We start from the raw sequence: 14,918 nt of genomic DNA, 5'->3' as shown, positions 1-14,918 counted from the left end.
TATAATTCAAACAAAATTAAATTATGGAAATAGCAATAATTGCCCACGATGAGAAAAAAGCCAATATGGTTCAGTTTTTAAATAAAAATAAAGAACTTTTATTGAAGGATACTATTAATTTAATTGCCACTGGAACCACTGGAGGTAAAGCAGAAGAAGCAGGATTTAAAGTTATAAAAATGCTCTCAGGCCCTCTTGGAGGAGATGCTCAAATTGCTTCTCGAGTTGCTGAAGGTAAAACTAACATGGTGCTATTTTTTAAAGATCCAATGTCTAGTCATCCCCATGAAGCAGATATCAATATGTTAATTCGAGTATGCGATGTGCACAATGTTCCATTAGCTACAAATGAAGCTACAGCACAGCTTTTACTTAATGCTATTATTTTATAGCAATCATTGAAATTTCTACATTTACTCCTTTAGGAAGTCCAGCAACTTGAACGGTTTCTCTTGCAGGTGCTGTTTGTTCATTAAAGTAGATTCCGTAAACCGAATTGATTCTAGCAAAATCGCTCATATTCATAATAAATATAGTCGATTTCACTACATTTTCAAAAGACATATTAGCTGCTTCTAATACAGCTTTCATGTTTTCCATTACTTGTTTGGTTTCCGTTTCAATATCATCAAGAACTAATTCCATTGAAATTGGATCTAATGCTATTTGACCAGAAGTAAATAATGTATTACCAACTAAAACGGCTTGATTGTATGGTCCAATTGGAGCAGGCGCTTTTTCGGTATTGATAATTTTTTTCATAATAATTTATTTTAAGATACGGTCTGGTTGGTTTCTTTTATCCCATTTGATGTCGCTTAATACACTTGCTTTAATTCCTATGAAAAATCCCCAATAGGACTGACCAAATGGCGACCAATTAAAACTCATATTCCAACTGAGTAAATCTCTATTCAATCGTATTTGAGTAAAAGTAACTCCTTTTCTAACAAAATCATATCCAGTAGAAACTCCTACTTTCCATTTTGGAGTTAAGTCGGTATTGGCAGAAATCATTACCGAGTTACTGGCAATCTTCTTTTCGTTAGCTACATTTGAATAAGTTATTGAATAAGCAAAAGTCAAATCCCAGGGTATTTTTGCATTGTAAAAACCAGTAAACCCATCATCATTTCCTTTTTTCGCAAACTGACTATCTCTATTGTCGTTTAAATCGGTGTTGGTTCCAAATAAATCATCATCTCGACCTCCATTTTTAGCGCCTTGCAGATTCTTTTTAGATTTATCATCTTTTGAACTTGATACCGAATAATTAATAGTCATGTTGGCACTTGTCATTCTAAATAAGCTTCCACCTTCTTCAATATTAAATGTATTGATTCTTGTAACATTGTCTTTACCAATAGCATAAGGATCAAGTGTTGCTGCAAAATTAATATTCATTTTTTGTTTGAATAATAATGTACCTCCACTCAATCGCATTGGTGCCCATCTTAAAGAATCAGCAGAAATATCATAACTTGTAGAGATATTTAAATTATTCAATAACATTATTTTCTTAGGCTCTGTCTTAGTTGAGTCCTTATCACGAACTTTAGCTTCAAAGGTATTGCTTAAACTGAACCCAATATTGTTGGAATAATTTTTACCAGGTGCTCCATAAATACCCGAATCAAATCGAGTATATTGAGCTGTTTTTCCGCTGGCATCCATAGCGTAGGTATCGTAGTATTTTTCAAAACTAGGAGTGTAAGTATGACTCACAGAGGGATGCATTACATGTCGAATGGATTGTATTTTATTGTTATTACCAAAATTAAATGTTCCGTAAATAGTTGTTGTAAGGCTATTTGAGAAGGAATACGTTCTAAAAGCATCAAAACCATTAATGTTACTTGTTACAACAGATCCTGTAGGTAGTGCAGGAGGTGTGGATGATGTAACAAATTCCTTCTTAATGGTATTTAAGGTCCAAACTTCATTGTAGTTCATCGATGAAGAAGCACTAAAATATTTGAAAACTTTAAAATTTGTACTTAATGGAATGCTATGCTGAAATCCAACTTTAGCATTATTAAACATTTCTTTTTTAAAGAAGAATTCATCGGTAGTAATAATTTGATTTTCTCCTCTTAAATTATATTGTATATTAATGTTTTTCACAAAACCTTTCTTAATTCCATTTTTTCCTACAAATGGGTAAATTCTATCAACGCTAGCTTGTAATGACGGCAATGTCATATTTATTTGCTTTGTTTGCGTATTTTGAGAATGTGTGGTTGATAATGAAAAATTAATTTGCGGAATTGTATTGATTGTTTTAGAATACGAAATTGAAGAACTTAAGGTGTTGTTTAGAGTAGAACCTATATTAGCAAGATTCATAGATTGTTGGAAATACTGACTACTTCCTAAATTTACAGAAGCTGAAAATCTGGAATTTGGACTTGATTTTGGATCTTTAGTGTGTGACCATTGAATGTTGTATATTTTGCTTTTCGCATAATCGGGGTAGCCACGTTCACTAGTAATAAGATTTTCAAATCGAATATTTACTCTTCCGTTAAATTTATATTTATTGGCATAATTCGATTCAAATCGAGTAGCATAACTACCATTAGTATAATAATCCCCGAGGATTGCCAAATCATACTTATCGCTCAAGGCAAAATAATACCCTCCATTTTGTAATGCATATCCTCTGTCATTACTTTGTCCATAACTTGGGGGGATAATTCCAGAATGATTGGTTTCTGTAATTGGAAAAAATGCAAAAGGTAATGCAATTGGAGTAGGGATGTTTTCAATCCATAAATTGGTTGTGCCAAGAACAACTTTTTTTCCTGGAACAAATTTCATTTTATTTACTAAAAAGTAATATTCTGGATCTTCAATATCTTTAGCAGTGGTGATATGAGCTCCCTTCATGAAGTAGATGGAGTCATTTTCTTTTTTTGCAATTTTAGCCTTAATATTTAATTCTTGTTGGGTAGTTCTAGAATTCCATATTAATGCTTTTTTTGTTTTAAAATTAAATCGAATCGAATCGGGTTCAATTATATTTGTCCCTTGTTTGAAATTTGGAATTTGAATATAATTTCCGGCAGAATCTTTTAATCTACCTGCATAAACTTCATTCTTTTGATAATCAAAAACAATAATTCCAGCTTTAAGATTGTAATCTAGGTAGTCTAGTTCAGCCTCATCATATAAAGTAATTTGTTTTTTCTTCTGATCAAATTTGGCGTATTTTTTTGCTTTATATTTTACTTTTCCGTCAAGAATAGACTTCCCTTTTTTTATTGAATCTAGCTTTATAGTATCTTTTTTTATCGATTTTGATTGAAGCGATTCACTATCTTTTTTTGGAGTAATAGGTTGATTTTTAGCAGGAAAACTCGTTGGCTTTTTTTTAGTTTCTTGACCAAATAAAGTATGGTTTCCAATTGTTAGGAAGTATGCTGATAAAACGATATAAAATAAGTTTGTACGCAAAAGTTTAAATGCTATTTTTGTAAAAATAAGGCTTGATTTTTGACAAGCCAAACTTACATATAAATTTTGGTCAAAAATAGGTAAATAATAATTTTATCGCTTTGCAGTTTTAATTAAAATTAACTTTTATTACAATGAAGAACCTAAATATCTGGAATCAAACTTTGATTGTGTTATTCTTTTTTAGCACAACAATAGTTTTTGCCCAATCAAATAAATTTAAAGTAACCTTAGATGCGGGTCATGGGGATCATGACTTTGGTGCTGTCTATAACGGACACATAGAAAAAAACATCAATCTAGGAATTACTCTAAAAGTAGGGAAAATATTAGAGCGTAATTCAAGTATTGATGTAGTTTACACCCGTAAGACTGATGTTTTTATTGATTTGATTGAGCGAGCTAATATTGCCAACAGAGCGGATGCAAATATTTTTGTTTCGATACATTGTAATGCCAATAAAAATACGGCTGCCGATGGAACCGAGACTTATGTTATGGGTATGTCAAAAAACGCTTCCAACTTAGAGGCTGCAAAAAGAGAAAACTCGGTAGTTACATTAGAAAAAGACTACAAGCAAAAATACCAAGGATTTGATCCTAATAAACCCGAAACCATGTTGGGTATGACCATCATGCAGGAAGAGTTTATTGAAAATAGTATAGCATTAGCTGGAAAAATTCAAGATCGTTTTGTTCAAGATTTAGGTAAAAAGAGTAGAGGAGGAGGTGTGAAACAAGCGCCTTATATGGTACTTCATAAAGCCTACATGCCTAGAGTTTTAATTGAAAACGGATTTATTTCAAACCCGGTTGAAGGCGCAAAATTAGATTCTGAAGAAGGACAACAAGAAATCGCCGAAGCTATTGCGCAAGCTATTTTGAGTTATAAAAAAGATTTCTTTGATGGAGGTGATGTCAATGAAAGTCCAGTTGAAAAACCTTCTCAACGAATTGATACAAAATCAAATGAAACTCAAGTGCCAAAGAGATCCGATTCTGTGGTAAAGAAAAAAGAGGATAAAGCGGATGAACCTAAACATGAAAAAGGATTGGTGTTTAAAGTTCAGATTTCGGCAAGTCCAAACAAAGTAGAATTAACACCTGATAATTTTAAAGGTTTAAAAAATATCTCTTGTAATCCTTCTTCCTCGCTAAATATATATATGTATGGAAATACTTCAAATTATGATGAAGCAAAAAAACTTTTAAAAGAAGCAGTAGCCAAAGGATATGATTCTGCATTTATCATTGCATTGAAAGATGGTAAAAGAGTTGATTTAAAAGAAGCATTAAAAAAATAAAATATATAAATTAAACTATTTTGAATATAACAAAAGAAATAAAAACCGCATTATTAGTAATTGCTTCAATAGCTTTGTTTTTTTGGGGTTATAGTTACTTAAAGGGCACCGATCTATTGCTAGATTACAAAACTTTACGTGTTCAGTATGATAATGTAGAAGGATTGGCTGTCTCAGCACCAGTAACAATTAGCGGACTCAATGTTGGAAAAGTTAGTAAAATATCTATAGACAATACAACCGGAAAGGTAAATGTGGAAATGCAAATTAAATCAGATTTTATTATACGAAAATCAAGCATTGCCGAAATGTATGCGCCAAGTCCACTTGGTGGTAAACAAATTGCTATTTTGCCTGGTAAGGATGGTGCGGTAACTGTTTCTGGTGATGCGTTACAAGCATCTAATAAATTAGGATTAACAGATGAAGTTGCTAAACAAATTGTGCCATTAAAGGATAAAATCAGTAAGCTTTTAGACAATGCCAATATCATGCTTGAAAATGTAAATCAAGTATTGGATGCAAAATCTAAAGAAAATTTAAAGGCAAGTATTGCAAATTTAAATGAAACTTTGGCTCAGTTTAAAGAGGCTTCAGGTCAAATTAATACAATTTTGGCAGATAATAAAACGAAGATCAACAGTTCAATGAATAATATTGATAAAATGACTTCCAATTTTTCTAAAATATCCGATTCATTAGAAAAACAAAATCTTGCTCAAACTATTGAAAATTTAGAGACAACTTTGGTTAATGTAGATAAAATGATGGCCGATCTACAATCGGGTAAAGGGACTATGGGAAAAATGCTAAAAGATGATGCTTTATATAATAACTTAAATAAAACTTCTAAAGAATTAGAATTGTTGTTGCAGGATTTACGATTAAATCCAACGCGTTACATTAATGTTTCTGTATTTGGAAAGAAAAATAAACCTTATCAGGCTCCGGTTTCTGATTCAATTAAAAATTAAATTCTATTAAGTAATGAACATAATTAGTTATTTAGAGCCTATTTTCTTTGCAATACTATTGATTGCAGGTTTTGGTTATTTTACTATCAATGTAAAAAAGTTAATTAGAAACATCAAGCTAGGAAAAGACATTGATCGTTCAGACAATCCTTCTGCAAGATGGAAAAATATGACCTTGATTGCTTTGGGACAATCTAAAATGGTACGAAGACCAATTGCAGGATTATTACATATTATAGTATATGTTGGTTTTGTAATTATTAATTTGGAATTACTAGAAATCATAATTGATGGTCTTTTTGGAACCCACAGAGTTTTTTCTTTTTTAGGTGGTTTTTATGATTTTTTAATTGGGTCTTTTGAAATTCTTGCGGTTTTTGTTTTAGTTGCTGTTCTTGTTTTTTGGACACGAAGAAACATCATCCAATTAAAACGTTTCATAAGTTCTGATTTAGCTGGAAGTCCAAAAAAAGACGCGAATATTATTTTGTATTTTGAAGTAGTATTGATGTCTTTATTTTTATTAATGAACGCGGCCGATTTTTATTTACAGCAAGCAGGTGTTGCTCATTACACTTCTGTTGGGGCCTATCCAATTAGTCAATTTATAGCACCAATATTTTCCGGAATTAGTGAAAGTGGTGTAATTATGCTAGAAAAATCATTTTGGTGGTTGCATATTATTGGGATTCTAATTTTCTTAAACTACCTCTACTATTCTAAACATTTACATATTTTATTGGCTTTCCCTAATACCTATTTTGCAGACTTAAATGCGAAAGGAAAATTAGACAATTTAGAAAGTGTTACCAATGAGGTAAAATTAATGATGGATCCAAATGCCGATCCTTTTGCAGCAGCTCCAGTAGATGCAGATGCGGTGCCAAGTAAATTTGGAGTATCAGATGTAACCGATTTAAATTGGGTTCAATTGCTAAATGCCTACACTTGTACCGAATGTGGAAGATGTACCTCAGCTTGTCCAGCAAATCAAACCGGTAAAAAATTATCTCCAAGAAAAATCATGATGGATACCCGTGACCGATTGGAAGAAGTGGGTAGAAATATTGATAAAAACAAAGGGGTATTTATACCTGATAATGTTTCATTATTAAATGATTACATTACTACAGAGGAGCTTTGGGCATGTACTTCATGTAACGCTTGTGTTGAAGAATGTCCTGTAAATATTAGTCCCTTATCAATTATTATAGATATGCGTCGCTACTTAGTTATGGAGCAAAGTGCTGCCCCACAATCATTAAATGCAATGATGTCAAATATTGAAAATAATGGCGCTCCATGGCAGTACAACCAAATGGATCGTTTAAACTGGAAAGAAGAATAACAACTAGTATGAAGTATTTGATATTAATAAGTTTGCTTTTGCAACAAGTTTCGTTTAGTCAGTCAACTCTAAAAACAATTGAAAGAAATGGTTATTCTATTTCTTATCCTTCCACATTACGTTTAGATGAAACCGGAAAAAACAGCACTGAATTTTCTTTATATACTGAGAAAAAAGATGCTAATGATAATTTTATAGAGAACATTAATTTGATGATTCAGGATTTGAAAGGTTTAAATATCGACCTAAATAAGTTTGTAGAATTGACTGAAAATCAAATTGCAAATGCTGGCAAATTAATTTCTAATGAAAGAATTAAAAAAAATAATATCGAATACCAAGTTATGATTTATGAGGCTAAAATGAGAGGTTTTGATTTGAAATTTTTACAATATGATTTTGTGAAAAATGAAAAAGCCTACTTCATAACGTATTCAGCTAAAAAAGATGAATTTGATGATTATTTCAAGCAAATGCAAGAAATAATGAATAGTTTTAAATTTAATTAATTATAACCCTAATAATTTTCCCATTTGTGAGGCTTGGGAATTTGTTATTATGAATGTGAACCAATAAAAAAAATGGAAATGGAAAACCTTAACAAAAACTTACAAGCAGTAACCGAAAATGGACATCAAATTAGTCCGATTTTACCAGAAGGAGTAAAGAATTATTTAATTGATATTGATGGAACCGTTTGCGATGATATTCCAAATGAAGAGCCAGAAAGTATGCTAACCGCAGAAGTTTATCCGGATGCATTAATCACATTGAATAGATGGTATGACGAAGGTCATGTTATTTTCTTTTTCACTTCAAGAACCGAAGAACATAGAGATTACACCGAGCGTTGGTTAAAACAACACGGATTTAAATACCACGGAATTTTATTTGGAAAACCAAGAGGTGGAAACTACCATTGGATTGACAATCATTTGGTAAAAGCAACTCGCTATAGAGGTAAATTCACCGATTTAATTCCTAAAGATGTAACCATAGAAGTATTTGACGACGGTCAACACTAATATTGTAATAAAACACAAATTCAATGTCAGAAAATTTAGTAGTGCCAACCATGGCCGAAATGTTAGCTCAAGGCAAACAACCCGAAGTATTATTTTGGGTAGGTTGCGCTGGAAGTTTTGACGATAGAGCAAAAAAAATAACTAAAGCATTAGTTAAGATTTTAAATAATGCCAATGTTTCCTTTGCAGTTTTGGGTACAGAAGAAAGTTGTACCGGTGATCCTGCGAAAAGAGCGGGCAATGAATTTCTATTTCAAATGCAAGCCATGATGAATATAGAAGTCCTTAACGCTTATGAAGCCAAGAAAATCATTACTGCATGTCCGCATTGTTTTAATACCTTAAAAAATGAGTATCCCCAATTAGGTGGAAATTATGAGGTGATGCATCACACCGAATATTTAAAATCTCTTTTAGATTCGGGTAGACTTGCTATTGAAGGAGGTCAATTTAAAGGCAAAAAAATCACTTTTCACGACCCTTGTTATTTAGGTAGAGCAAATAATGTTTATGAAGCACCAAGAGATTTAATTCAGAAATTGGATATTGAATTGGTAGAAATGAAACGTTCTAAAGCAAACGGTTTGTGCTGTGGTGCAGGTGGAGCCCAAATGTTTAAAGATGCCGAAAAAGGAAATAAAGAAATTAATATAGAGCGTACCGAAGATGCTTTAGAAACCCATTCGGAAATTATTGCAACGGGATGTCCGTTTTGTAATACAATGATGACCGATGGAGTGAAAGCAAAAGAAAACGAAGCGAACATTAAAGTTTTAGATATTGCCGAATTAATTGCGAATGCGCAAGACTTATAACTAATTTACATCCAAATAAATGTACGTACCATTTGATAATTTACCCGAAGAATCCCGTATATGGATTTATCCCTCTAATAGAAAGTTTTCTGATGAAGAAGTTTCAGAAATAGAAAAACTACTTGAAGAGTTTTTAAATAATTGGTCGGCTCACGGTAGTGCATTGGAAGCTTCTTTTACTATTAAATACAGTCGTTTTATTATCATCGCAATAAATCAAGAAGTGCATCAGGCAACGGGTTGTTCAATAGATTCGTCAGTTGCTTTCATTCAGAGTTTAGAGCAAAAATACGGTGTCGATTTATTAGACAAAATGAATGTTTCCTTCAAACAAGGGGAATTCATTACCTATAAACCTCTTTTGGATTTTAAAAAATTAGCTAAAGACAGATCAGTTTCAGAAAATACTATTGTATTCAATAATCTGGTTAATACCATAGCAGAAATGAAAGAAAGCTGGGAAGTTCCTGCTAGTGATAGTTGGCACAGCAGGTTCTTTTAATTGGTTTACTTTTATGAAAAAAATAATTCATTTTGCTTTTACTTTATTCCTTTTTTCTATAGTTACCAATTGTGGCGTGACTAAAGATAAAAATTCTGTGGGTAAAATTACCAAACCCGAGTTTTCAAATGATGATGAAGAATATGTTCCCATATTAAAATCCGATAGAAAAAATTTCTTTAAAGATTCAGATCCCGAAACGAAATGGGTGGATAGTATTTATGCTCAAATGACATTTGAAGAAAAAATAGGCCAACTTTTTATGGTAGCTGCCTATTCAAATAAAGATTCGGTTCATGTAAATTCACTTGACAAATTAATTCTTGAAAATAAAATTGGTGGTTTGATCTTTTTTCAAGGTGGACCTGGGCGTCAAGCAAATTTAACCAATCGTTTTCAATCGAAATCAAAAGTTCCTTTGTTTATAGGGATTGATGCAGAGTGGGGGTTAAGTATGCGTTTGGATTCTACCTATAAATATCCCTGGAATACTACTTTAGGAGCTATTAGAGATTTGAAACTAATTGAAGAGGTTGGAAAAAATATGGCTCAAGAAACTAAAAGAATTGGAGCCCATTTTAACTTCGCTCCAGTTTTAGATATTAACACTAATCCTAAAAATCCAATAATAGGAAACCGTTCTTTTGGTGAAGATAAAGTAAATGTTGCCGACCATGCTATTGCCTTAATGAAAGGAGTACAAAGTGAAGGAGTTTTCTGTACAGGGAAACATTTCCCAGGTCACGGAGACACGGCACTAGATTCGCATTACGCATTACCGTTGGTTTCTTTTACCAAAGATCGAATTGAAAAAGTAGAATTGTATCCTTATAAAAGAATGTTTGATGAAGGATTGGTTTCGGTAATGGTGGCTCATTTAAATGTTCCGAGTTTAGAGCCTAGAGAAAATTATCCAACCTCAGTTTCTTATAAAGTGGTTACCGATTTACTTCAAAATGAATTAGGGTTTGATGGTTTGATTTTTACAGACGCTCTAAATATGAAAGCAGCGAGTAAATTTATGAAGCCAGGTGATATTGATTTAGAAGCTTTTTTAGCGGGTAATGATATTTTGCTTTTTGCAGAAAATGTGCCTGTGGCTGTTCAGAAAATAACTGAAGCCTATCAAAATGGATTAATTACTGAGGATAGAATTGCTAGATCGGTTAAGAAAATTTTACATTATAAATATAAAATAGGTTTGAATAAATACAAGCCAATTGACACCCATAATTTAGCTAGCGATTTAAATACAACATTTAAAGATGCGCTACAATATCAGTTGTACGAACACGCTACTACGGTATTAAAAAATAAGGACAATATTCTTCCAATAAAAAATTTAAATCAAAAGATTGCTTATGTGAAATTAGGGGATGATAGCAATTCTGCTTTTGTTTCTACACTTAAAAAATATACGGAAGTCACTGAAGTTTCTGACTCCAATCTAGATTCTTTACAAGTAAAATTAAAAGATTATAATACGGTAATTGTTGGGTATCATAAATCGGATAAAGCATGGAAAAAACATGATTTTTCTGAAACTGAAATGGCTTGGTTGCAGGATATAGCTAAAAAGAACACCGTAATATTAGATGCATTTGCAAAACCGTATTCGCTTTCTTCAATTTCTAATTTTGATGATATTGAAGGTGTGGTTATGTCGTATCAAAATAGTGATATTTCTCAAATAGTTGGTGCCGAATTATTATTTGGAGCCATCGAGTCACAAGGAAAATTACCTGTATCTATTAATGAAGAATTTAAAAACGGATTTGGATTGAATACTGAAAAACTAAATCGTCTCGGATTTACCGCTCCAGAAAATGTAGGCGTTAGTCCGAAAGTATTATCCCGAATTGATGACCTCGCAAAAAAAGCCATTGATGGAAAAATGACTCCAGGAATTCAGGTTCTTGTAGCTCGTAGAGGTAAAGTTATTTTTCAAAAATCATACGGCTATCAAACCTATGAGCCGCTTGTGAAAGTTCAAAATTCCGATTTGTATGACGTGGCATCGGTAACCAAAATGGTTGCTACATTGCCCAATGTCATGCAATTATTTGAAAAAGGAAAGGTTAATTTAGAAACGAAGTTAGGGGATATGCTTCCGCAAATGAAAGGAAGTAATAAGCAAGATATTACCTTTAAAGAATTGCTTTCTCATTATGGGCGTTTACAACCTTGGATCCCTTTTTATAAAGCGACCTTAACTGCCGATAAATTCCCTTCGGATAAGTATTATAGTACCACCTCAAAAGATGGTTTTTCAAAACAAGTTGCGGCAAATTTATATTTAAGAAATGACTACCAGGATAGTATCATGAAGCAAATTATTGATAGTAAACTCATCGAAAAGAAGGAATATAAATACAGTGATTTTACTTTCATTTTATTAAAAGAATATTTGGAGAAAATTACAGGTAAAACCTTGGATGTATTGAGTTCCGATCAATTTTATAAATCCTTAGGAATGGACAATACATTGTATAATCCATTGCAAAAATTTACCGTAAGTACCATCGCCCCAACTGAAGAGGATACCTATTTCAGACATACTTTGGTTCAAGGATATGTTCATGATATGGCTGCTACGATGCAAGGCGGAGTTGCGGGGCATGCTGGTATTTTTTCTAATGCTATGGATATTGCGAAAATGATGCAAATGTATTTGCAGAAAGGAAATTATGGAGGTATTGAATATTTTAAGCCTTCCACATTTGATGTATTTAATACCTGTTATTTTTGTTCGGAGGGAAATAGAAGAGGATTAGGTTTTGATAAACCCCAATTGGGTAAAGAAGGGCCTACCTGCGGATGTGTTTCTAAATCGAGTTTCGGTCACACAGGCTTTACAGGAACTATGGCTTGGGCAGATCCAGAAACTGAAGTGGTCTATGTATTTTTATCAAATAGAACGTATCCTGATTCTAATGCTGCCAATACATTATCCAAAGAAAATATTCGAGAAGATATTCAAAAGGTGATTCAAGAAGCGCTACTAGATAAATAAATTTGATTTAATAATAGTAACTTCGTATTTCAATAATACAACATGAAAATAGCAATTGTTTGTTATCCGACTTTTGGAGGTAGTGGAGTTGTCGCAACCGAATTAGGAATTGAATTGGCCAATCGCGGACACGAAGTTCATTTTATTACCTACAGGCAACCTGTTCGTTTGGCTTTGTTAAATTCGAATGTTCACTATCATGAAGTGAATGTTCCTGAATACCCTTTATTTCATTACCAACCCTATGAATTGGCCTTGTCTAGTAAATTGGTAGATATGGTTAAGTTGTATAAAATTGAATTGCTGCACGTGCATTATGCCATTCCTCATGCCTATGCAGGTTATATGGCGAAGCAAATGCTAAAAGATCAAGGGATAACCATTCCAATGGTAACAACTCTTCATGGAACAGATATTACCCTGGTTGGAAATCATCCAAATTATAAAACTGCTGTAAGTTTTAGTATCAATAAATCGGATGTGGTGACATCGGTTTCCAAAAGTTTGAAGGAAGCCACCTACGAATTATTTGATATCAAAAAAGAGATTCATGTAATCCCGAATTTTATTGAATTGGTGAAACATCCTTCAGAAAATAATTCGGTTTGCCAAAGATCAACCATGGCAAAACCAGAGGAACGAATCATTACGCACATTAGTAATTTTAGAAAAGTGAAAAGAATTCCTGATGTGATTAAGATATTTAATAAAATTCAGCAATCACTTCCTGCTAGATTAATGATGGTTGGTGATGGCCCAGAAAAAGTAAAAGCGGAGCAACTTTGTGAGAAACTTGGGATTTTAGATAAAGTAATCTTCTTTGGAAATAGTAATGAAATAGATAGTATTTTGTCTTATTCGGATTTGTTTTTACTTCCTTCAGAAACAGAAAGTTTTGGATTAGCAGCATTAGAAGCTATGGCGTGGAGTGTACCGGTTATTTCGAGTAATTCAGGAGGTTTGCCCGAAGTTAATTTTGATGGTATTTCGGGTTATCTGAGTAATGTTGGCGATATTGATAGCATGGCAGAAAATGCTTTAAGAATTTTATCGGACGATACTATTTTGAAAGAGTTTAAAACAAATGCCTTAAACACAGCAAAACAATTTGATATTAAAAACATATTGCCGCTTTATGAAGAATTATATCATCAAGCGCTCCTAAAAACTAAAGCAAAATGAGAAAATATCTATTAGCTTTAGTAATTGTGTTGCTGTATTCTTGTTCTTCCACTAAAACAGTGAATAAGCCATTGTATGAAGTGCTTTCGGTTAATAATGACGGTGGTGCCAATATTAAATTTTACGAAATCCTAACCGAATCCAAAGAAATACAAATGCTTCTTGGAGATGAAACATTAGGTAAAAAAATTAAGGAAGAGGATGTTGCCAATAGCAGTTTTGTTATTCTGAATGCTGGACCAACAAAAGAAACCATCAATAAATTGAAGATTGAAAAAGTGATTGAAACACCAACCCAAATTGAAATCTACGTTCAAGATACCCAAAAAAACATTGAAACCAGAATGGCAGATGAAGAAACAGTTTATCCTTATACCTTAGTAAAAGTCAATTCTAAAAAACCAATTGTTATTAAATAAAAAAGTCCTCTTATTTAAGAGGACTTTTTGTTTATAAAGTATTCAGATTAAAATCTGTAACGAACACCTAGCGCGATATCCGGGCCGAAACTATTCTCTCTAAATTGATTATTACCATTGTTATTTAAATAGAATTCTGGTCTGAAGTCTAAAGATAACTGAATTGGCGCTTCTTGAAAGTTGTATTCAATTCCGATATCTCCAGCAGCAAGAACGAAAGTTCCATTTGAACTAGTACCTGCCTGATCGTAACTCCATCTACCAAGTCCGGCACCAGCACCAGCATACCAATTGAATCCTTGGTCAATATCCCAAACCCATTGGTACAAACCAACTACTTTTAAAGCATCCACATGATTGCTGTTTCTCCATCCTAAATCGAATTCTAAACGATTGTTTTTGGATAATCCTCTTTGGTATGAAACTTCACCACCAAAACCATCGTTGTTACCTAGACGTAGACCTAATGCATTTTTCGAAATGTCTTGAGCTTGCGTGCTAAATGCTAATCCGATTAGCATAAAAGCTGATAAAATGATTTTTTTCATTGTTTTATTTTTTAATTAGGTTGACAAAGTTCACAAAAATAATGCCAAGTCGTTTATATAATAGTGCAAATTTATTATACAATTTCTGACTAAACAAATCAGTTGCAATCATTTTTCTTTAGAATATATTATGGATGCAATAAGCTGCTGAGTGATAAAATCTTCCATTTCAAATAAATCTTCTTCTTCGCGCTCGGTATGTTCTTCGTATCGGTAAAGCTTCCATCGGCGGTTGTTGTATTCTAATGCAGTAAGGTTTTCAACCCAATCGCCCGAATTTAAATAAAGGGTCGAACCGTTCTTGTTAATTTTGTTTTCAATTTTTGGTTCAT

General features: G+C 32.7%; 14 protein-coding genes and 1 pseudogene. 11 read left to right on the top strand and 4 right to left on the bottom strand.

Annotated elements, in window-relative coordinates; all coding sequences use genetic code 11:
• Nucleotides 1–23 precede the first annotated feature (23 nt).
• A complete protein-coding gene (locus ACKOWY_RS03725; RefSeq protein ID WP_408940102.1) occupies nucleotides 24–392 on the top strand; it encodes a methylglyoxal synthase in 369 nt (122 codons plus the stop codon).
• On the opposite strand, the gene ACKOWY_RS03720 is transcribed toward ACKOWY_RS03725, so the two are convergent.
• Both ACKOWY_RS03720 and ACKOWY_RS03715 read right to left on the bottom strand, forming a co-directional pair.
• On the bottom strand, nucleotides 382–762 hold the full coding sequence (locus ACKOWY_RS03720) for a RidA family protein (RefSeq protein WP_408940101.1): 381 nt from the start codon (nucleotides 760–762) through the stop codon (nucleotides 382–384). The genes ACKOWY_RS03725 and ACKOWY_RS03720 overlap by 11 nt on opposite strands.
• Nucleotides 763–768: 6 nt before the next feature.
• Nucleotides 769–3,507 (bottom strand): putative LPS assembly protein LptD, encoded by a 2,739-nt coding sequence (locus ACKOWY_RS03715; RefSeq protein WP_408940100.1) that lies wholly within the window; start codon nucleotides 3,505–3,507, stop codon nucleotides 769–771.
• Nucleotides 3,508–3,590: 83 nt separating this feature from the next.
• Between ACKOWY_RS03715 and ACKOWY_RS03710 the strand changes: the two genes are divergently transcribed.
• The 10 genes from ACKOWY_RS03710 (at nucleotide 3,591) to ACKOWY_RS03665 (ending at nucleotide 14,038) form a co-directional block, all read left to right on the top strand.
• A complete protein-coding gene (locus tag ACKOWY_RS03710; protein ID WP_408940099.1) occupies nucleotides 3,591–4,760 on the top strand; it encodes an N-acetylmuramoyl-L-alanine amidase in 1,170 nt (389 codons plus the stop codon).
• A 20-nt stretch (nucleotides 4,761–4,780) separates the two neighbouring features.
• On the top strand, nucleotides 4,781–5,734 hold the full coding sequence (locus ACKOWY_RS03705; protein ID WP_408940098.1) for an MlaD family protein: 954 nt from the start codon (nucleotides 4,781–4,783) through the stop codon (nucleotides 5,732–5,734).
• A gap of 22 nt (nucleotides 5,735–5,756) precedes the next feature.
• Entirely contained in the window at nucleotides 5,757–7,082 is a 1,326-nt protein-coding gene (locus ACKOWY_RS03700; protein ID WP_408940116.1) for a 4Fe-4S dicluster domain-containing protein, read from the top strand.
• A complete protein-coding gene (locus ACKOWY_RS03695) occupies nucleotides 7,037–7,591 on the top strand; it encodes a hypothetical protein (protein WP_408940097.1) in 555 nt (184 codons plus the stop codon). The genes ACKOWY_RS03700 and ACKOWY_RS03695 overlap by 46 nt, the downstream gene beginning before the upstream one ends.
• Nucleotides 7,592–7,663: 72 nt before the next feature.
• Entirely contained in the window at nucleotides 7,664–8,107 is a 444-nt protein-coding gene (locus ACKOWY_RS03690) for a phosphoheptose isomerase (protein ID WP_408940096.1), read from the top strand.
• Nucleotides 8,108–8,130: 23 nt separating this feature from the next.
• Nucleotides 8,131–8,922, top strand: a complete 792-nt coding sequence (locus ACKOWY_RS03685) for a (Fe-S)-binding protein (RefSeq protein WP_408940095.1) — start codon at nucleotides 8,131–8,133, stop codon at nucleotides 8,920–8,922.
• Between the two features lie 19 nt (nucleotides 8,923–8,941).
• Nucleotides 8,942–9,424: an ABC transporter ATPase gene (locus ACKOWY_RS03680; RefSeq protein WP_408940094.1), complete on the top strand. Its 483-nt coding sequence runs from the start codon at nucleotides 8,942–8,944 to the stop codon at nucleotides 9,422–9,424.
• Between the two features lie 13 nt (nucleotides 9,425–9,437).
• Complete coding sequence (locus ACKOWY_RS03675) at nucleotides 9,438–12,437, top strand: glycoside hydrolase family 3 N-terminal domain-containing protein (protein WP_408940093.1); 3,000 nt, start codon at nucleotides 9,438–9,440, stop codon at nucleotides 12,435–12,437.
• 42 nt (nucleotides 12,438–12,479) lie between these two features.
• Nucleotides 12,480–13,619, top strand: coding sequence for an N-acetyl-alpha-D-glucosaminyl L-malate synthase BshA (bshA, locus tag ACKOWY_RS03670; protein ID WP_408940092.1), 1,140 nt, complete (start codon nucleotides 12,480–12,482; stop codon nucleotides 13,617–13,619).
• The gene (locus tag ACKOWY_RS03665; RefSeq protein WP_408940091.1) at nucleotides 13,616–14,038 is read left to right on the top strand and encodes a hypothetical protein; all 423 of its coding nucleotides are present in this window, start codon (nucleotides 13,616–13,618) and stop codon (nucleotides 14,036–14,038) included. The genes bshA and ACKOWY_RS03665 overlap by 4 nt, the downstream gene beginning before the upstream one ends.
• A gap of 47 nt (nucleotides 14,039–14,085) precedes the next feature.
• On the opposite strand, the gene ACKOWY_RS03660 is transcribed toward ACKOWY_RS03665, so the two are convergent.
• Complete coding sequence (locus ACKOWY_RS03660) at nucleotides 14,086–14,586, bottom strand: outer membrane protein (RefSeq protein ID WP_408940090.1); 501 nt, start codon at nucleotides 14,584–14,586, stop codon at nucleotides 14,086–14,088.
• A 108-nt stretch (nucleotides 14,587–14,694) separates the two neighbouring features.
• Nucleotides 14,695–14,918 (bottom strand): annotated as a pseudogene (locus ACKOWY_RS03655) (UDP-2,3-diacylglucosamine diphosphatase); the annotation flags it as partial.

The sequence above is a fragment of the Flavobacterium sp. genome, from assembly GCF_046073885.1.
Taxonomy (GTDB): Bacteria; Bacteroidota; Bacteroidia; order Flavobacteriales; family Flavobacteriaceae; genus Flavobacterium.
The sequence above is the reverse complement of the archived record's forward strand: the minus strand, read 5'-3'. Positions and strand labels throughout refer to the sequence as shown.

Bases quoted from the DNA above. Each gene is read 5' to 3' on its own strand.
- ACKOWY_RS03725 (WP_408940102.1), top strand. From the start codon at position 24: ATGGAAATAGCAATAATTGCCCACGATGAGAAAAAAGCCAATATGGTT.
- ACKOWY_RS03720 (WP_408940101.1), bottom strand. From the start codon at position 762: ATGAAAAAAATTATCAATACCGAAAAAGCGCCTGCTCCAATTGGACCA.
- ACKOWY_RS03710 (WP_408940099.1), top strand. From the start codon at position 3,591: ATGAAGAACCTAAATATCTGGAATCAAACTTTGATTGTGTTATTCTTT.
- ACKOWY_RS03695 (WP_408940097.1), top strand. From the start codon at position 7,037: ATGGCAGTACAACCAAATGGATCGTTTAAACTGGAAAGAAGAATAACA.
- ACKOWY_RS03690 (WP_408940096.1), top strand. From the start codon at position 7,664: ATGGAAATGGAAAACCTTAACAAAAACTTACAAGCAGTAACCGAAAAT.
- ACKOWY_RS03685 (WP_408940095.1), top strand. From the start codon at position 8,131: ATGTCAGAAAATTTAGTAGTGCCAACCATGGCCGAAATGTTAGCTCAA.
- ACKOWY_RS03680 (WP_408940094.1), top strand. From the start codon at position 8,942: ATGTACGTACCATTTGATAATTTACCCGAAGAATCCCGTATATGGATT.
- ACKOWY_RS03675 (WP_408940093.1), top strand. From the start codon at position 9,438: ATGAAAAAAATAATTCATTTTGCTTTTACTTTATTCCTTTTTTCTATA.
- bshA (WP_408940092.1), top strand. From the start codon at position 12,480: ATGAAAATAGCAATTGTTTGTTATCCGACTTTTGGAGGTAGTGGAGTT.
- ACKOWY_RS03665 (WP_408940091.1), top strand. From the start codon at position 13,616: ATGAGAAAATATCTATTAGCTTTAGTAATTGTGTTGCTGTATTCTTGT.
- ACKOWY_RS03660 (WP_408940090.1), bottom strand. From the start codon at position 14,586: ATGAAAAAAATCATTTTATCAGCTTTTATGCTAATCGGATTAGCATTT.